This window comes from Pseudomonas sp. 10C3 (assembly GCF_036346185.1).
Classification (GTDB): domain Bacteria; phylum Pseudomonadota; class Gammaproteobacteria; order Pseudomonadales; family Pseudomonadaceae; genus Aquipseudomonas.
Window position 1 is genome coordinate 88,550 of record NZ_JASJVE010000004.1, and the last position, 18,433, is coordinate 106,982.

Annotated in this window: 19 protein-coding genes and 1 pseudogene; 1 reads left to right on the forward strand and 19 read right to left on the reverse strand. The window is 55.7% G+C overall.

The features are described from left to right. Positions 1 to 424 precede the first annotated feature (424 nt). From QN399_RS05210 to QN399_RS05295, 18 genes and pseudogenes are all read right to left on the reverse strand, one after another. Positions 425 to 1,690, reverse strand: a complete 1,266-nt coding sequence (locus tag QN399_RS05210) for an MFS transporter (RefSeq protein ID WP_322178118.1) — start codon at positions 1,688 to 1,690, stop codon at positions 425 to 427. 33 nt (positions 1,691 to 1,723) lie between these two features. Next, a complete protein-coding gene (locus QN399_RS05215) occupies positions 1,724 to 2,794 on the reverse strand; it encodes a TIM barrel protein (protein WP_330200646.1) in 1,071 nt (356 codons plus the stop codon). Between the two features lie 112 nt (positions 2,795 to 2,906). Next, entirely contained in the window at positions 2,907 to 4,412 is a 1,506-nt protein-coding gene (locus tag QN399_RS05220; protein ID WP_322215125.1) for a PLP-dependent aminotransferase family protein, read from the reverse strand. Positions 4,413 to 4,958: 546 nt separating this feature from the next. After that, positions 4,959 to 5,117: a hypothetical protein gene (locus QN399_RS05225; protein WP_330200647.1), complete on the reverse strand. Its 159-nt coding sequence runs from the start codon at positions 5,115 to 5,117 to the stop codon at positions 4,959 to 4,961. A gap of 64 nt (positions 5,118 to 5,181) precedes the next feature. Then, positions 5,182 to 5,688: pseudogene (locus tag QN399_RS05230) on the reverse strand (chromosome segregation protein SMC); the annotation flags it as partial. 1,201 nt (positions 5,689 to 6,889) lie between these two features. Next, positions 6,890 to 7,903: a hypothetical protein gene (locus tag QN399_RS05235; protein WP_330200648.1), complete on the reverse strand. Its 1,014-nt coding sequence runs from the start codon at positions 7,901 to 7,903 to the stop codon at positions 6,890 to 6,892. Then, a complete protein-coding gene (locus QN399_RS05240; RefSeq protein ID WP_330200649.1) occupies positions 7,903 to 9,804 on the reverse strand; it encodes a DUF3696 domain-containing protein in 1,902 nt (633 codons plus the stop codon). The genes QN399_RS05235 and QN399_RS05240 overlap by 1 nt, the downstream gene beginning before the upstream one ends. 355 nt (positions 9,805 to 10,159) lie before the next feature. After that, on the reverse strand, positions 10,160 to 10,609 hold the full coding sequence (locus tag QN399_RS05245; protein ID WP_330200650.1) for a tail assembly protein: 450 nt from the start codon (positions 10,607 to 10,609) through the stop codon (positions 10,160 to 10,162). A gap of 343 nt (positions 10,610 to 10,952) precedes the next feature. Continuing rightward, positions 10,953 to 11,141: a hypothetical protein gene (locus QN399_RS05250; protein WP_330200651.1), complete on the reverse strand. Its 189-nt coding sequence runs from the start codon at positions 11,139 to 11,141 to the stop codon at positions 10,953 to 10,955. After that, positions 11,142 to 11,630, reverse strand: a complete 489-nt coding sequence (locus tag QN399_RS05255) for a terminase small subunit (RefSeq protein ID WP_330200652.1) — start codon at positions 11,628 to 11,630, stop codon at positions 11,142 to 11,144. Between the two features lie 126 nt (positions 11,631 to 11,756). Further along, the gene (locus QN399_RS05260) at positions 11,757 to 11,963 is read right to left on the reverse strand and encodes a hypothetical protein (RefSeq protein WP_330200653.1); all 207 of its coding nucleotides are present in this window, start codon (positions 11,961 to 11,963) and stop codon (positions 11,757 to 11,759) included. A 50-nt stretch (positions 11,964 to 12,013) separates the two neighbouring features. Further along, complete coding sequence (locus tag QN399_RS05265) at positions 12,014 to 13,255, reverse strand: phage major capsid protein (protein WP_330200654.1); 1,242 nt, start codon at positions 13,253 to 13,255, stop codon at positions 12,014 to 12,016. A 140-nt stretch (positions 13,256 to 13,395) separates the two neighbouring features. After that, complete coding sequence (locus QN399_RS05270; protein ID WP_330200655.1) at positions 13,396 to 13,629, reverse strand: DNA-binding protein; 234 nt, start codon at positions 13,627 to 13,629, stop codon at positions 13,396 to 13,398. Then, positions 13,622 to 14,923 (reverse strand): site-specific integrase, encoded by a 1,302-nt coding sequence (locus QN399_RS05275; RefSeq protein WP_330200656.1) that lies wholly within the window; start codon positions 14,921 to 14,923, stop codon positions 13,622 to 13,624. The genes QN399_RS05270 and QN399_RS05275 overlap by 8 nt, the downstream gene beginning before the upstream one ends. Before the next feature lie 185 nt (positions 14,924 to 15,108). Continuing rightward, entirely contained in the window at positions 15,109 to 15,399 is a 291-nt protein-coding gene (locus QN399_RS05280) for a hypothetical protein (protein WP_330200657.1), read from the reverse strand. After that, positions 15,399 to 16,679, reverse strand: a complete 1,281-nt coding sequence (locus QN399_RS05285) for an AAA family ATPase (protein ID WP_330200658.1) — start codon at positions 16,677 to 16,679, stop codon at positions 15,399 to 15,401. The genes QN399_RS05280 and QN399_RS05285 overlap by 1 nt, the downstream gene beginning before the upstream one ends. Then, the gene (locus QN399_RS05290; protein ID WP_330200659.1) at positions 16,676 to 17,083 is read right to left on the reverse strand and encodes a CHC2 zinc finger domain-containing protein; all 408 of its coding nucleotides are present in this window, start codon (positions 17,081 to 17,083) and stop codon (positions 16,676 to 16,678) included. Before QN399_RS05290 ends, QN399_RS05285 begins: the two co-directional genes overlap by 4 nt. A gap of 2 nt (positions 17,084 to 17,085) precedes the next feature. Then, on the reverse strand, positions 17,086 to 17,382 hold the full coding sequence (locus QN399_RS05295) for a DUF3077 domain-containing protein (RefSeq protein WP_330200660.1): 297 nt from the start codon (positions 17,380 to 17,382) through the stop codon (positions 17,086 to 17,088). A gap of 89 nt (positions 17,383 to 17,471) precedes the next feature. Between QN399_RS05295 and QN399_RS05300 the strand changes: the two genes are divergently transcribed. Further along, positions 17,472 to 17,630, forward strand: a complete 159-nt coding sequence (locus QN399_RS05300) for a hypothetical protein (RefSeq protein WP_330200661.1) — start codon at positions 17,472 to 17,474, stop codon at positions 17,628 to 17,630. Between the two features lie 559 nt (positions 17,631 to 18,189). Here QN399_RS05300 and QN399_RS05305 read toward each other — a convergent pair. Further along, the gene (locus tag QN399_RS05305) at positions 18,190 to 18,399 is read right to left on the reverse strand and encodes an AlpA family phage regulatory protein (RefSeq protein ID WP_330200662.1); all 210 of its coding nucleotides are present in this window, start codon (positions 18,397 to 18,399) and stop codon (positions 18,190 to 18,192) included. Between the last annotated feature and the right edge of the window lie 34 nt (positions 18,400 to 18,433).

Sequence of the window (18,433 nt, forward strand, 5' to 3'; positions counted from 1 at the left end):
GCAATCGACCCGTTTCTGCCTGTCGTAACCGGCAGCTATCGGCCAAGGCTGTGTGAAAACGCATGCACCGTTTTCAAGTCTGCATTGCTACGTAAAATCTGCCAGCGTCTAGTTGGTCAGCAGATCTGAAATTTGCGTAGGAACGCGATTTTCGTTGCGGTTCTGACTGTCAAACTCGCTCTAAAACGTTTTCACACAGCCTCGGCCGATAGCTGCCTGTCGCGAAACGCTGCAGTCTCAAGCCACCGATCAAGAGTGCCAACGGTCGCCCAATAAGCCGGTGCGTCGCCATAAGATGAAAAAGCGTTCCGTCGCGCTAACGCGTTATCCAGATTGTGCGCAAGCTTCGGTTCATTCCTGCGTTGTGGCCGGAGGAGGGATCGGCGTGGTAGACGATTCCTCCTCCTGGAGTCCTTGGCGATGATCAGGCTTGCGCCGCGCTCATCCCGCCAGTGGCCATGGATTTTTTGCGCACCGCTTGATAGAGCAGGCTGGACACCATGAAGCCCGCAACGGCCAGTATGCTCATCAGGCTGAAGACATAGTTGTAACCCTGTTGACCGGGGAAGTGATCGAGGATCGCGCCATAGATGACGTAGGCAAACATGCCGGGTGCATAGCCGATCAGGCAACCGATGCCGAAGGCCGAGCCGGTGATGTGTTGGGGAATGCCGACTTCACCCATGGGGGCCCAGAACACGCCGCGCATGGAGAACACGATCAGGGCGAAGGACAGGGTGGCGGCCATGCCCGCATAGATGAAGCCCGGGCTTTTCGGAATCAGCATGATCACGCCCATCAGCGGCAACAGCGCCAGGAATGCCCATTTCAGGTAGCGGCTGGTGCTCTTGAACTGCTTGTCGGCAATGAAACCGCCGGCAGGCCCGCCGAGGATCTTCAGGAAGTACTGGTTGATGATGCCGTAGGCGCCCACCAATGCCACGGGCAACCCGTACATTTCCTTGAGGTAGGGAATGAAATAGGTCAGGCCGCAGTAGACGATGTAGACCATGAACACGTTGAGGCTGACCAGCCAGATTCCCGGTACCTTGATCGCTTCCATCAGGTTCGCCAGACCATTCTTTGGCTTGGCCACCGACTGCGCGTTGCCGCCCTTGAGCAGGAACCAGGTCAGGGTGCCGGCCAGAATGTCGATGACCGAGTAGAACAGGATCGCCGACTTCAGGCCGGTTTCGCCCGAACCCATGGCGACGAACACGCCCAGGGCGGAAAAGGCCACCAGTGTATCAACCACGCCACGCCCGCCTTCGAGCAGGCCGAACAACCGGCCTTGCTCCTGATCGTCACCCAGGTTGCGGATGGCTTTGAGCAGCGATGGCCAGAACAGGCAGTCGGCACAGACGGCCAACAGACAGAACACGATCAGCAAATTGCTGAAGGGCGGAAAGGTCGCCAGGTACAACCCCAGGCTACCGGTCCCGATCAGGCCGAGGGGGATTAGTTTGCGCGTGTCGTAGCGATCGGCGAGCAGGCCGCCAATCACAAACAGTGCAGTAGCGATGATCGCGTTGGCGCTCAGCAGCATACCGATTTCAGTGTGGCTCAAGCCCATCAATTCCTGCATGGGTACATAGAAGGCGTCCTTGAGGTTCGCCAGCTTGTAGATGGTGCCGCCACCGAGGATGAGGATCAGGAATCTGAGCCATTTGGCCTTGTTTTGAGTTGTCATTATTGTTCTCCGGGCGTAATCGGGTCGTCAGGTTCAGGCGTTGGAAGGGGTGGCAAGGGTCAGTTCGGCCAATGTGCGCAATTCGGCCAGCAGGCTACGGACATAGGCGACCTGGTTGTTCGCCCAGCGGTGTTCATCGGCCAGCATTCGCTCAAGCGAGTAGCCGTTCGGGAGCGGCGTTTCGCTCATCTCCCGGTAAGTAATGAAGGGATCGGCCGCCTCAAGGCTCTGGCGGAAAGCCGGGGCCACATAGTGGTTTTCCTGCTCGAGAATGAATGCGATCACCTGCGGGGTTGCTTCGCCCAGCATCAACAGCTCGAACAGCATGCGGGCGCTGGGCAGATCGTCCTCGTCGCTGCCCTGCAATACGCCGTAATGGCCGAAGCCGTTTTGTTCGGGGACGATGCGCACACCCTTGAGGTGAGTCTGGCGGATGTGTGGCGCCAGGTTACGCAGGGCCTGCAGGGGCGGTTCGCAGGCATTGATCATGTTGCCGAAGTCGAACAGAGCATGCAGGCGAGGGTGGTTGAGGCGGTTGAGCAGTTGCGCGATTTCGCCGCTCTTGAGTTCTTCATGCTGCTCGAAGTCAAAGTACAGATCGTGTGCGTCGGCCTGTTGTGCGAGGTAGTGCAGGTCAGTCTCGATCACGTCCATGACCCGCGACAGCGTGCCCTCGTAACGTGAGTAAACACGGATGTTGCGCACCCCCAGGGCCCTGGCGATGGCGATCACCTGGTCGACATCCTTTTTCAGCGTGCTGCTGATTTCCAGGTGCACATCCAGCCCCAGCGCTTTGGCCTTGGCGGCAAACGCCTGGAGCTGCGCGGGTGACATTTGGCTCAGGCTGTTTTCCTCGCCGTCGAGCAAGTGCAGGCTCAGGCCTTGCAGCTCGTGGCGATAGGCGAAGTCCAGCAGGTCGGCAGGGGTGACACGACCGTGGGTGAGGTTGGTCAGTAGCGGGTAGGCGTGGGCAAACAGGCGCAATTGCCCGAGACGCTCAAGCAACCGCTGGGCCAGTGCGTCCGTCAGCACGGGAGCAGCCCCGTGTTCGACCACCTTATGGCTCAGCAAGGCGTTGAATCGTTCCTGGATCTTATTGTTCATTAGAGTCGTTCCTGGTTCAGACACCGGGTCTACCGGCGCAGCCTTTATCGCGCCAGTCAGGAACTCTCGATAGATCCATTATCAGTTAATTGATAAGACCACTTGCCTCGCATCAAGTGGTCGGCGGCAGATAACCTAATGTGCGCAAGGCCCGGGCCAGCGCCTCGACACGCTCCCGGGCCTGGTTTTCAGGCGTGCCGGCAAAGCCGATCAACAGGGCCGGCGACAGGGCATGCTTGATGCGGTAGTCGCTCAAGGCGTAGGTGTGGATGTTGTGCTGGGCCAGTTGCCGGGCGATATCAGTGTCACTGAGTTCGGGGGACAGCCAGGCGATCAGGTGCATGCCAGCATCCGTCGGAGTGATCCTGAAGAAGCTGCCAATCTGCTTTTCAAGCTGTTCGATCAATGCCTGCTGGCGCGCCTTGTACAGCGCACGCATGCGGCGGATGTGCCCCAGAAAGTGGCCTTCGCACATGAAGTCCGTCGTTGTCGCCTGAAGCAGTGTGGGCGGACTGCGATCCATGACCGCGCGCAAGGTGCAAAAGGGTTCGACCAGGGCCTGCGGCAGAATCACGTAACCCAGTCTCAGTGACGGAAAGAGAACTTTGCTGAACGTTCCGACGTAGATCACCCGGGCCATCTGGTCCATGGCATACAACGCCGGGAGGAGGCGGCCACTGTAGCGAAACTCACTGTCGCAATCGTCCTCGATGATCCAGCTCTGATGTTGCGCAGCCCAGTCGATGAGTGCCTGGCGCCGCGCATAACTCAGCGTGACACCCAAAGGATGCTGGCGCGAAGGCGTACAAAACACCAAACGGGCATCAGGGCACTCGGTCAGGCCTTGCTGGACATCGATCCCCTGTTCATCGATACGCAACGGAATCACCTGAGCCCCCTGGGCTTGCAGCGCAATGCGCGCGGCGATGTGCCCCGGGTCCTCCATCCAGACACTGTCCTGCGGATTGAGCAGCAGCATGCCCAGCAGGTTGAACGCTTGCTGCGCGCCGGAAACGATCACCACTTGCCCGGCACTGCAGTCGATGCCACGCGCATCGAAGACGTATTCGGCAATCGCTGTGCGAAACGCGTGCAAGCCTTGTAACTCGCCATAACCCAGAATGGCCTTGGTTGGCTTGAGCAGATGACGGTTCATCAGGCGCCGCCAGATCGCCTGCGGGAATGCATCATAGGTGCTGTGGCTGGGCAGGAAGGAGGTCGGGGTCGCGGGGTCCCAGTCGGCATAGGACACCCCACGAAAATGATCGCTGCGCAGCGACAGCATCGACTGGCTCAGGTCGGACAGGCGTGGTGGCTGGCGCTGTTGCTCGTCCTCGATACCCCGGCTTTCCCACTCAGTGCCGACATACGTACCGGCGCCAGTGCGCGAGGCCAGGAAACCTTCGGCAATCAGTTGATCGAAAGCATTGAGAATGGTGATCCGCGACAACCCCAACTCGTTGCTTAAGGTCCGGGTCGACGGCAGGCGCACGCCCCCCTGGATTCTGCCGTTGAGTATCTGTTTGCGAATCTGCAGATACAGTTGGCGGTACAGGGGAATGGCACTGGCACGGTCCAGCTTGATAGCCGACAGCAGCAAACCTGCGGGGAATTTCATGACATGCTCGTCTGGGTGAAATGGGATTTGATCTGGAAACCGTCAGGCGACGGGGAGGTAAGGGTATCGAGCGATATCCGATAAGTCATCCGTCTGGCGTTGATGTCCGGCGCAATCCGGTCCCTAGATACCACTGAACAGGCCGATGATCACGGCATTGACCAGGTCGATGAAAAAGCCAGTGTTGTAATGCGTCTTGAAAACGGCGCAGTTCTCACCTCAAAGAAACGATAAAGCCCTGTAAAATCATGGGTCTGTCGTATAAGGATGGCGGAGGCGATGTCTGACTGACAGGTTCTTTCAAAGTCCCAAAAAGGGCAGATTCACGTCACCTCATAAGCGTCCGCTTCTGGCCCTGAGTGTGTAAAAACGCAGCCACTGTTTTGAAGTCTGCGTCGCTACGTAAAATCTGCCAGTGATTGGTTGATCAGTGGATCTGAAATTTGCGTAGGAACGCGATTTCGGCTCCGATTCGGACATTCAAACCGGCTCTAAAACGTTTTTACACAGCCTCGGCCGATTGCTGCCGGTCATGAATGACCGGAATCAACCCATTTCTGCCTTGATCGTAGTGATTGTGAGCTTCTGCATCGCTGTGCTTTTTCCGATGTTGGTATCCACGATCTTGAGTAGGGCGGTCAGGTGGGCTCTTCTCGCTCTAAGCGTTTCGGATATGGATGAGCTGTTTTGTGTCGCAGCGTTCATGGCTTCGATCCTTGGAGTGATTTAAACAGCCCGCGAAAGCAGGCTGTTTCAGGGTAAACGGCTGTTACATCGCGAGCAGATCGCGCGTGCGATGCTTGCTCCCACGGTCTACCAGGTCGCGCCACCTCCAACTGCCCGAGTTTTCACCCTGCTCAGGGATGTCGAGCTTGAACAAGGACACTAGGTCGCGGCCAATCAGGTTGGCTGCAGCGTAAAGCTTACCTCCCACATCAAGCAGCGCTTGGGCGGCTTCATTCCACGTTTCCTCCAGGGCGTCGTGGGCCAGTCGCAAGGCGGTGATGATCAGTAGCTGGCGGCGATGTTGTTCGGTCGCGGTAGTGAGGTTTTTCGCCGCTTTCTGAGCGTCTGTGCTGGCTGCTTTTTCGCCTTCGACGTCGCCCCAGGCCACTGCCTGTGCGTAAGCGGTAGCGGCCCGAGTCTCAGCCTGCCGTGCGCTGGCCATCTCTTCCTGCGTTTGCTGGCGAATTTCCTCCAGGCGAGTGCTCAGGCTGTGCCGTTTAGCGTTGAGTTCCAATTCATCCGCCATCCAGTTCGCCATGTCGGCAATGTAGACCAGCCATGCAGCTTGCCGGGCTCACAGAAGGGAGATAGGAACGTGGTGATGCCGGTCGTCACTACGAAATTTGCTGGTCGATGGCGACGCAGCAGGCCACGTGCGATGCGATTACGAATCACGAAAAGAGATTTCGCTCCGTCTTCGGTTCGGCTATGTCGTCCGGCGAACTCGGTGTGGTGGAGCCGGATTGCCCAGGACGGGTCGGCACGACCTTACAGCGGTGTTGAATTCATTCTTTTGTCAGCGCTTCGGTCGGACGCGACCCCGGCTAGATCGCAGACAAGTCAGCTCCTACGCCCTCCGGGCAGAATCGGCTCCCAGTTTGCTGCGCGACAGCGCGGCGACGAAGGTGGGGCGGGATCTCCTACCGCCTGGCGGCCAGAAGCGGATTTGTAGTGCGACACATACTGCTCTGTGGGGAATGGTTGCGGCGCGTTGTGTCTGGCAGACCTCATTGCCTGATTCGCAGGCACGTCTGCGCCCGCAGATTTGCGAAAATTCGCTTTCTATATTTCAGATAAAAGAAGAGTTTCAGGCACAAAAAAACCGGCTCAAATGGCCGGTTTCTTTGGATCTGTGAGTCGGTAGAAACTCACAATGTGTAGCTATTTGGTGCCCGAGGGAGACTCGAACTGTAGCCCTATAGCCCTTGAAGAGTTGGCTTTGAGTGTTCGGACTGAGTTTCTCTACTCCCATTCCTACTCACATAACTTGGCCATGCTGGCTATATGGTTTTGCCATCAATTCGGACGATCGCCTTGCCGCTATCCGAAGCAGGAATTCTCACTTCTACGAGCTTCCCCGAATCCGTAGTCACCTTGATGATCACGCTTGTGGGAGGTGGGCGCAGGTCGTCTCCACATACTAGGTCAACCGCGTCCTGGCATGATGCATTGTCTTCGTCCAGTGGGTCCCACAAATCCCCATTCACTAGTGGCGCAGTTATCTGGATGATCGGCATTTCCTTTCTCCTATTCAGGTTTGACGTCGCTTCATGGCTGAGCCAACGATCGGGGATCATAGCGAATATCTAGCGGGTCAGAGACGGAATCGAACCGTGCTTTTACAGCCTTATAAATAGTAGGCAAATTCAGTTACGTTTCTCGGCGTGCCCCCAAATCCGCCCCCAAAAATAAATCCTCTCCATAAGCGTTGCGCTGTCACGGAGTTCTACCTCTCATGAATAGACATCGGCCTAGAAGATTTCCAAGGCGTTCTTATTGCCAACATTTGCCAGCTCGATACTACCATCAGAGGTCGTCCAGGACATGAGCCTGAGTGCCTGCATACCTTTTGTGACATGGGTACGCCATGCTAATTGACCATTTCGAACTATTTGTTTCCCTCTATCAGCTCCAGTACAGAAAGGACTGTTCTCGTACTTCTCCAGTCTAGCGACAACATGTCTTAGAACGTCAAAGCAGGTACTGGCGAAGTTTTGTGTCCCGTAGCATTGGTGAGATTTCAGCGACTCTATAAATCGAGGCCCCAAGGTGAATGTCTGCCAAACGTCAAGGTCGGTATGATGACCTCTGTCTCGGAGCGCAGTGAGTGCCCCTACAAATATCGCAAGCTTGAGCTCATAATCAGAAACCGCCGCCTCATAAAGCTTGTAAGCATCCAAACCTAATAGATAGTCTTTGTAGGATTGGTAAAGCGGGATATTCACCGACACGTCGAAAGGTATGGTTTGTGTGCCGATAGGCTCTAGAGATTCAACAGTGCCATTAAATTCGATGTTTGCAGCACCTGGTGCAACTGGGTGATGAAGGAATGATATAGAACGTTGGTGTATCTTCATCGCAAGTGACACCTCCTCAAACATCTCGTTAAGCTCGGAGGTGCGAACCATATTACGACCAGTTACGTTAGGATTTAAGCTCCTGTTTGTCCAGTCAGCGACACAGTATGGTGGCGCGATTTCTTTATTCAAGTGCATTGACAGAATATTATTCACCGTCCTGGCAATGTCTCTTCCCGAATAGTCAGTGTTTCCCATGGAGGCAAGGTTACTATTGAAGGCCTGAGCGCTGGGAAACAAATTTTGCGCAGATAGCTTGTTTATTGCATCATCTTCTATCAGCACGCTGCTAGACTCATTTTCTAAGTCTCGCTTTATGGCTATTAGGCTTTCAACAAGAATCCCAATTTCCGCGTCGGTGCAACTAGCTGGTGCGATCAAGAAGTCGCAGCTTACCAAGACTTGCATCAGCCGCGCTCCGCAAGGCTTTTACTTTCCCGTTTTTTCTTTGTTGCTTCGAGCAATATGTTTTCGACTTCGATGTCTGTTTGATCAAAGAACTCGTCGGGCCATTCGGTGATCGCGCCGTACTCTGAAATATCAACAGGCCTGAACGATGACTTACCGCCACTCTTCTCTATAAAAAGTATAGATGACGAGTTCTGTATTTCATTCGAGCGGCTTTGAGCGATCCTAAGTCGAAGCCTATTGATCAAGTACTCACTATGCGTCTCGACTATGCATTGAACCTTTCGCTGCGAAATCGCGATGAAAAAATCGCACAGCCTTGACTGCACCTTCGGGTGCAAGTGCAATTCTGGTTGCTCGAAAATTAGTATGTCGTTCGGAACAGCAAGTAGGCACATGATGACAATTGGCAGGATCTGGCTGACACCGACTCCAACGTGTGTCAAATCTTGCCAATTGTCTGTTTCTGTTGTTTTTACTAAGAGCTCGTACCCGAGCTTCCCTTTGTCGGATGTTTGTACGGATGTCACCACTCCAAGGTGGGTTAGCCAGTCCGTACACGCCTGCTCAAGGGTGGCACCTTTAATCTCAAAGCTAAGGCGATTATTTTCGAGTACGGACGGGGCCGGATACCAAACTCTTTTAGTCTTGTTTATGTGAAGAATTGCCGCAGTATATTCGCCTTTCAAACCAACTTTGGTTGGGTCGGTTAGGTCGAAAGCCTGATACATGGCTTGCGGTTCATTTCGCAGTGGGCCAAGATATTTCACGCTTCGCTCAAAGTAGAATGACAGATAATTATCTACTTGATGGAAAGAACTGAGTTCGAAGTTGGTACGCCTTCGGTTCTTCTTCGCATTCACATACCAAAAGCCCTGCAGCTCGTCTCGATTTCGGATCAAAAAATCAAATAGCGCTTTACTGTCTTTTTCATCTAAGCCCGAGACGAAGGCGCGCCAAGTGCCTATGTCTGCCCCTTCTTCGCTTAGCAGTTCTTTTGAAATTACTTCAGGTCGCAACACAATCGCATGGGTTGCAAATAACTCCTTCACTTTAGCGAGGCTCAGATTTTTGTCTTTTTTTCCATCAATTAGACTCAAAATATCTTCTGGGATAACAAAGTTTCTTAGTCGCTCGTCATTTTCGGTACTTATGAGATTTCTTAGTTTGTCGAAGAAGGATTTTGGTAATACAAGTTTGTCTAGGTCGATGATTTCAGGTGTTTTAATTTGGCGCATAAAACTGGCGCCCCCTATTAGAAAGGGTACAAGCTGTAGTGCTAGTTTCTTGGTGTGGTCGTAGTTAATCGCGACATTGTTTGGGATTATATTTTGTCGGTCACAACCCTCGATACGGTAATCTGGATATTCTTTTTCAAGCAGGTCTTTGCTTTTAGAGTTTAGCGAAACTAATTTGTATAGTGATTCGCTGTTGGTGTTGGTCGGCTCTAGCTCTCTAAAGGATAAAGTCTCCTCTCTGCCCTCTCTGTCTGTGAGCTTAATTAGTCCCTTTAAAATAGTGGGGTGAAACTGGCTCTCGTAACCTTTTACATGTTTTTCATCTTTTGAGCCGAAGGTATAATCAAGATGAATGGCGCTAAAGGATGAGGGCCAGAATCCATCTTCCTCAAACGATAGATCTATTTTTATAGCTATATTGTTCTCGTCGGAAGTGTAGTCCAAAATATCGCTGAATGAGCCGAGGCGAACTAAATGGCCGTTCAATGAAATGGAGCTTTTAAAGTATCTTAGAGAGAATGTCTGGCTAAGCATCAGCAAGGCTTGAATTATCGAGCTTTTGCCTGAGCTGTTGGATCCGCACAAAATTGACATGTTAGTGAGCTGTATAGGCTCGTGGTTCGTCAAAGACTTAAATCGCGTTAATTCTAGTGTATTTATCATTCTTCCCTGGCTGCGTGCAAAATCTTATATAGATAGGACTGAATGGAGGTTAATTTTCGACCTGACCAGCCTCGTTAGCGCGAAGCTATCACAGGCTTAAATGCCAATCTAGTGCAAGTTTTGCGGCTTGTTTTCGCCTAGCCCCGGCAACACTCACGTGACCCTGACGCTTTCAGACTTTTGCCTACCTAGTACGGGTGAGTGATACGCCGCCGCTGCGGCAGATGCGTATCATAGGAGTAGGCGGCGGATAGCTGGTGATGCGCTACCAGACAGGCGCGTGGTAATTACTTCAAATCAGATGTTATTTTGCGTGTAGACCCCGCCAGAATCAACGACGCCCCCTCCAAGATCATTATTGCTGATCCTCAGCAACGATGCCGAGGGAAGCACAGGCGGAACCGACGATCATCTCGCCGTAGCAGAGAGGGACTGGGCCACCTTGGGTCATGGTGTTTTTGATGCCGGAGAAGTTGTAGCTTGGCCGGTTGTCGGCCGACTCCGAGCTGCTCAGGCCTGGCTGGGTTCCAGCGACCATCTGGGCTACGCCACCAAGGGCAAGGGATATCCCGACGGACCCGATCAGCGAGCCAGCCGTGGTGCCGAACAAAGCAGTGGATCCCACGGCGCCAGCAGCGAGGCCGCCAGAGAAGTAACTTGCAGCCACCACCAGCGCGATTCCCACGACCGTTTGCAATCCTCCACTGCTCTTGCTGCCTTCGACTACTGGTACGATCCGGATGGTCCCGCTGCCAGGCGGATTACGGATCTCATCCATACCGATATTGCGATCGCCGTAGTACATGGCGAAGACGATCCCTTTTGACCGGGCCTCGTTCATGTATTGCGTAAAGCCCTTATGAAGCACGCTAAGTGCCCGCACTACTTCAGCAATGTCGCTTACGACTAGGTTGTGTTCTTTGCCGAAGCGCTAACCGAGTGCGACGCCCAGCTGGATATTTCGCATGCGCTCTGTCATATCTTGACCTTCCTATTCATTGAGATTGTGACGCCTTGCACGCTGTTCAGTCGTCGGGATCGTTATCTTCATTAAGTACCTTAAAGCTATGGCACACACACACATGCGGGGAAATCCCGTATGTCAAAACCAGCAGGGCTCGTATGAATCGGAGCGGCGGCACGTGGATTCATCCTAGGTCGTCGTCATCTTCATCTTCGAGCTCGCCAAGCGGTTCGTGGAAGTAGGGCATCAGGTCGGCGGCCGCATCCAGGCGATCAGCTACGCTGGCCGATTCGTCATTCATAATCACCAGCAGGAAATCCAGCGGATCGTTGTATTGCCCGAACACGTCTGGCTTTTCTTCATCAGAAGTCATTTATTTCACCGAACGCAGATGAGTGGGCGGTGGTGCAGAGGGGCCAAACTTCCCTTTTGCCGCTTTCTGAGAGGCAGTTTCGGCCGCTTCCTTCTTGCCGACATCGCCTTTCTTGGGGTGGTCATACGGCATTAACCCCAACGCAATTTTCGCGGCCAGGTCTGGGTTCAGCTTTTCGTTGTCACGCGCAATGCGCTCAAGCAGAGCCCTGGTGTCAAACGTCAAAGCGTCTGGAGTTCCGGCTTCATCGGAGTTAACTTTTTTAACCTCAGACTTAACCTTTTTAACCTCGGACTTGACTTTTGGGGGCGGTTGATCTGATGTGCCGCGCCGCTGCAGATAGCCGGTCACGTCTTTGTCCTTGGATAGCTTGGAGCCCGCTTGGGGCGCGGTCTTCACGCTGTAGCCTGCATCGATTGCGGCCTGGGATTTGCTCGCTCTGGACAAGAGAGCGTCAGCAAACCGGCGCTTTTTGTCGGTTAACGCCATTTAACTTTTCCTGAGCGGGGGAGAAAATCTCTACGTGCGGTGGGGGGCGGTGTCCGGCACAAAGGCCTCTACGGTTTCGCACCGCCCCACCCCTGGTTCACGCTGTAAGAGTGAACCAGATCGATCCTAGTAGCCGGGGTCAATGGTCGGCGGGTTCGTGCGCAGCGCCTCGATGGCCTGCTGGTAACTCATGCCCTGGGCGAGGAAGCCATCGATCTCTTTGCGGATACGGTCACGGCACGCAGCCTGATAGAGCAAGGCACGACTGTGAGCGATCTGGTTCAGCGCCTGCTGGATCGGCTTTGGGAGCGGTTCGGGTTTGATGTGGCTCATCGGAATGTCCTCAAGAGGCGACCCGATACAGGCCGCCCCTTTGCTGATCGTTAAGGCGTGGTGGTCAAAGGCACCAGGCGCATTGATGTGGGTGCGTACACCGCCAGGCCTGCGCGCAGCTCGGCCAGGATGGTCACGAGGTTGCGTTTGAAGTTGTCCCCATCCATCCGGCTCGCTTCTACCGTGACTTCTTGGCGGTCGAGCAATGCCGTGGTGCTGGTGTCGAGGATGAGCGCGCCCAGCTCCGGCATCCCCATGGTCACCACGACAGGCGTACCCCACAGGCTTGGTGGTGCCGGGTCGCGAGGCGTACCAATCACGTACTGTCCATCACCGGTATCGGCGCGCTCGCTCTCGATAGCGAACCAGTCACGCGGGTTCATCACGATCACGTTAGGGTTCCAGCCGGCGGCCTTGAGGTCAGTCAGGGCCAGGCCAATACGGTCCACAGGACGACCCGTCAGCCCGGGCGTTACTGTGGTTGCTTGCGCGATCAGACCGAGAATCTCGCCCGCACCACCATCACCGATCAGCAGTTCCTGCTCCAGCTTCTGCCGTACGCCCACGCTCATCAGCAAGCCGATCTGCTGTTGGAGCTGGGAGTTATCGTTGAGTACTTGAAGGCTTGCCGGAATCCAGGTGGCGATGGTGGCGATCTCTGCGCGAGAAAGCTTGGTGGGCAGTTGGCCCTCGGCTTTGGTGTCGCCTTCTTTCGCCTGATAGGCGGCACCACTCAGGTAACCGTCAAGCTGGACGTACTCATAGGTGGAACCTTCGACCGGCACGATGGGCAACACATCCAGCAGGCTCAGCCGCGGTTGAGGGATACCCTGAATACCAGGTGCGCGAGTGGGCGCGGTCGGGTAGCTGGTCGAGCCAGTGGTGCCCTTGTCAGGGTTGGTCACCGCAGCGCGCAGGCCAGATTCTACCGTGATACGGCCGGTCGACTTCTGGCCTGCCCGGATACCGGACAGGCCCTCGGCATCACACACTGCCGCGCTGATCGCCTGGGCATCGCCGGTAGTGGTGCCGGTAGCGGCCTTCAAGCCACCCGCCACGGCGCGCTGCTCCAGCTCATGCAGCCGAGCGCCGAATTCGGTCTGCTTCTGGCCTTGGCCTTCAATGGTTTCCTTGTGCGCTTTGAGCACAGTAACCAGTTGGTCCACGTCCTGGGTCATTTCGGTAATCTCTTGGGTGATGGTCGCCATTGCCTGGCGGCCATCCGTGGGAGTTTGGTTAGCGTTGAGGGCAGCTTTGAGCTTGCTCCAGCGCTGATCGTGAGTAGTTGTCATGGGTAATCCCATTTGCGGTCTATGGGCACCTCGACAGCGCACGGCGTGAGGAGGTGTGGCATTCCCCCAGCGCATAGCGTGAGTTCATGCCAACTACGTTATGCACGCACGCCAATCCCCGTCTGCGGTTAACTCCGACGTTAAGCGGCGGTATTCGTCGCGAATCGCGCAATGTCGACGATTTTGTAGAAGCGCCGATTCCCCCGGCGCACAAACGGGATGGGGGCCAGGCCATCAGCAGCCAGTCGGCGCAGGTAGCTGGGGGCGTATCCCAGCAGGTCAGCGGCGGCGAACTCCGGCACCAGACCGCCAATCAACGGCGTCACACCCACAGCGGTAAGGCGATCAGTGATCTCCTGTTCGATCTCACTCATGGTTAAACGTACTCCTCTGTAGTGGAATCTCGATTGGGCTGGAGGGCTTGTGTTCCGTGGGCTGTAATGGTTTTTGCGAAACGCTTTGTCCCGGCGTTGTCTCGCCGCCGATAAGGCTTAGCCCGTCCTGATCTAACCGGGCGTGCCACTTCTCCAACGCCTGGCGCTTCAAGGTCTCGGCGGTGGTGTGGATGTAGGTGGCGTCCATGTTCTTCAGTGCATGGTTCACCAGCATCTCGCCCACCAGGTAATCGATCCCCAGATCCATCCAGGCGGTGCGGGCCACCTTGCGCAGATCGTGGCTGCTCCACTGGTGATCGCTCAGTGTGGAGAACACCAGCGTGGCGGTGGTGGCACTCATGGCCCCGCGCTTGGTGCCAGGGAACAGGTAGGCCCCCTGATAACCGTTGACCAACTGACGGGCCTGATAACGGCGCAGCAGCGCGCAGGTCTGCTCGGTCAGCGGCAGGGTGTGCTCGGCCTTGGTCTTGGTGTCTGCGGCGGGGATGAACCACAGGCGCGTGGTCAGGTTGATGTTTCTCCACAAGGCCGTTCGGGTTTCGCCCAGGCGCGTCCCATGGCACAGCATCATTAGGGGCAACATGGCGTCGGCGGGCCGCGTACCGAACTGGGCGGCGAGCTTGGCCAGCACGTCGGGCAGATCATCACTGCGCAGCCGGGAGGGCTTGGGCTTGATGCGTGCCGACACAAAGTCGCTGTACTTGAGGCCCGCCATGGGGTTGAGGCGCAGCAGTCCCAAGCGTTGGGCCTGGCGCATCGCCGCAGCCAACACGCTGTAGACCAGGCGCACATACGACAGCTTGTAGCGTTCCTGTAGTGGCCACATCAGCAAGCTATCCAATGATGCCTTGTCGAAGTCGGACAGCGGCAGGTTGGCCAACCTCGGCACCAGGTGGCAGGTCAGCGCGGATTTAGCCCCAGCCTTACGCTTGGCGGAAAGGCTGCGGTCCCGCAACATTCGGTCGGTGTACCAATTCAGCAGATCGCCCGTGATTGCCCAGGCATTCTCTGTTGAGGCTGCGTCCGGATCGATCGCCCGCCGCGCAAGGATGGCAGGCAAGGTGGCCTGCATCAGCTTGGCGTTGATACCGGGATAGTTACCAGCTTTGCCCCACTTACCGCGCACCACAACGTGCCAGGCACCTTTGGCACGACTGGCCGTGGAGTAACGAAACCTCAGCTCAGGAAATCGAGGGTCGCGCAGTTGGCGCGCGGTGCCGGTCGCCTGCCTGCGGATCTCGGCATCAGTAACAGTGACGTGCAGCGTGGTCATGATTTCAGTCTCTGAGATGTGCCGAAAACTCGGCCGATCTAATGTGTTGCCCAACTTCCCCTAACGGGGAGAGTTAACTTCCTCAATCTGAGCGCATCTCTGGTAACGATCAGGTAGCGGTGTGAGCGTTAGTGGTCTTCCACCATTGGTGGAGCAGATCTGCGCCATCCACCAATGATGGGGGCCTATGCAAGATCAGCGTCCGGCCAGCGCCACCGGACTACCTCCAAGGCTTCTGCTCGCGTTATGGGCTCCCCGATCATCGTGCAGAGTGGTTTCCCGTCACGCATGACCTGCCAATGGCAGCGGCGCTCGATACCGTCATTCGAGGCAAGCTCCGCGATCAGTTCAAGGCGGTGGTTTTTGATGTAGGCCCGCACCCGGTCATTGAGTTTGCTTGCAGGCGAAACCCGAACACGCTTGCCGCTCAATTTCGCCGCAAATCCGAGATTGATCAGGTAGGCGAGGGCGGCCATCAGACCTCCTCCGAATCGTCATCGGTGAAGTTCTGAGGATGTGCCTGATTAATGAATTTGTTCCAGTCGTGCCCTTTTTCTCCAGTCGTGCCCATGTCCAAGGCTGGGCGCGACTGACCGTCAGAGGGCACGACTGGTGGGAAGGGCGCGTACTCACCCTTGGCCTGGGGCAGCGACCAACTCACAATTGTCTCTCCGCCAAAGCCTGATCGAGCCGTCACAATCGAGAGCCGTTCGCGGGCATTGCGGATCTGCTTTTGCGTGTAACCGTTGCCGGTCATTAGCGCCTTAGCTGCCTTACCTGTCAGAGGGCCGTCACTCAATATCCGCCGAAGCGCCTCGGCGGGATCGTCGGCATCGTCCAGGCGATCGTCATCGACTGACTCAACATCGCCGAGAATGTCACGCGCTGACCCCTGTATCAGGTCGCCCCACGCAACACAGGTAGTCTCGATCCCGCCATCAATGGTTACTGGCTCGATGGTGTAAGAGACGCCGCCTTCGTCGGTGCCAATATTGGATTTAGCCCGCGCCAATACTCGCGCATCAGAATCTTGCTGTTTTGCGGCCACCAGCACTGTCCGGGCCAATGCCGAGAATGCTTGCGAGCCGATCACCCGATCTGCTGGCGCCGAACCCGCGCCACCCTTGGCAAAGTGGCTGATACCGACCACGGCGCACAAATTGGCCTCGGCGAAGTCCACCACGCATTGCAGGCCACGCCTGACATCATTGGCCTTGTGCATATCCCCTTTCACGGCACTGACCACCGGATCGAGCATCATTAATGACACACCGCCCAGCTCGCGCACCGTGTCGCGCAGCAACCCGATATCGTTCGATGGGTCGAAGGGGTCAGCGTCGCCTTGAGCGTTGGTGCGCCCCTGAATGATGTGCACTCGCGACAAGTCAGCGCCCGCAGCGATCAGGCGCGGCACCAACGTGTCTGCCGGGTCATCTTCGCTCGACCAGATCAAGACACTGCCGCGCTCAGGACAAATCTCACCGTCTGGCCACCGTCCGCCCGTGGTAATGGTCGCAATCAGGCTAATGAGCAGCGTGGTTTTCCCTGTACCACCAGCACCCGCGAGGATGTGCAATTTCCCCTTGGCCAACCAGCCAGGCCAAAGCCACCGAATGGCAACAGGCTTGATATTGGCTGCGCTGACAGCGTTTACCTTCCATACGGCGGGGACATTGGGCGCTGCTTTGATATCGGCAACCTGTAACGGGCTTATCGGGCCTTTCCACTGTTCTGCGAATCTATCTTTATTGCTCATATGGCCCCCAAGCGCTGTTTGGAAAGGTTGAAGCGTTCGATGTCGTCACCCTCAAGTTTTCCTTGTTCGAATAACGACTTACCAACGCGGTAAACCATGCGCTCATGCTCAATGGCCTGTTTACTTGGTCCGCGAGGTTCACGCCTCTCGCCAGGGAATAGATCGCGCAACTCTAGGCCGATAGCTGAAACAATGCCCTGAGCGGTACAGCCAGCCCAGCACTTGAGTAAAATAGTGCCGTCCGAAGTTTCAGTTATTGCCAAGCTTGGGTTCTTATCATCGTGTGCAGGACAGCAGGCTTTCCAATTGTTAGCGCCAGAAGGTTTAACTTTGTCGAGGTAACTAAGCACTTTATCCAGGCAAGCCGATCCCGACAGCGCAAGTGCGCCGTTTTGAGTTTTCATGGTTATGCCTCTTTGACTTGCCCTAGACCTTCGAGATCCAATGTAGTCCAAAGAGCGTCAATAATTGCCTTGGCACTCTCGACGGCGTGAAGCACAAGCCAGGCGTGCTGACCTTTCAGTTCTGTCACGCCCATTGCCGCATCATCAATACTGAGCATAACCACCTCCATCAAGCTGGAAGCTTTCTCTAGCGCATGCTCCGCGTCGATGCCTTCAACTACTTTAAACATCGAAAGCTTTTCTTGAGCCGGACCAGCGCGGCAGAAGTTCTTTTCGGTGGTTGCGAGGCGCTTATTCATTTCCGCACCTCGATTTCAGCCTTGTCACAAAGATCGAAACCAGCGTCACGAACCAAGGCGGCGATAGAACTCACTGCCCAGGCAAGGCCATGCGCTTGAGAATCACTGAGGCCATGTTCGCTACCGTCAAGGCCAAGCAAATTGGCGAGCGTTTCGAGTGCCATGCCAGCAGTAGCCAAGCGATTACCGTGATCGTCGGCAGAGTGGGCGAGTGTTCCGCATTGGAAAGTCATTTCGCCACCGCCTGAGCTTCAAGGCTGCGGGCAATTTCGATGTGATGGTTGTAGCGCTTCAGTCTAACGGAGAGGCTTGAGTCTGCGTGAAGTGCGGCGATTGCCATAGCGCGGTGCGCGGCGGCTTTGCCGAGAGTTACGGACGGATCTTGGGTAGGGGAGAACTGCATTGGTGACGCTCCTAGAGTTGAGGAGCTGCCACGCTTCGCGGCAAAACGAATTAGGGTGGCAGCTGTACGCGGGTTTGCCGACCGGGACTCTAGGAACCCGGCACACCCGAAGGTGTCCCACGCACAGCCACCATAACGCGAAAATTCAGGCACAAAAAAAGCGTCTATTTTCGGGACATGGACGCTGGTGCGTCTAGAGTTGGTCGGGCGGCAAAACCCGGTCGCTGAATTTGCAGCGACGGGGGAAATGTAGCGATCTTGAGTGGCAAGCGCAAGCGGTTTCACACGATCAGTTTTTGCCAGTCGTGCCCTTGTGCCTTCAGTTGTGCCCAGCCTTGGGCATGGGCACGACTGGGGAAAAAGGGCACAACTGGGGAAAAGGGCCTGAGTGGAGGTCTGCAAATTCATGCCGCCTCACCCCGGCATTCAGCGATACGGGCAGCACACCAGGCGTTAACCTCTGATTCGATCCAGACGACATGACCAGGTGCAAGCCTGACCTGAGCAGGGAACGTCCCGGCCTTGATGCGGCGGTACAGCTCTGAATTGCTCAGCGAAGTTATATCGAGGACTTCTTTGACTCGAATAAAACGGCGGGGTTCTTGAGTAGCCATTCCGTGCGCCTCCTAAGGCGTGCTGGGTATGGCT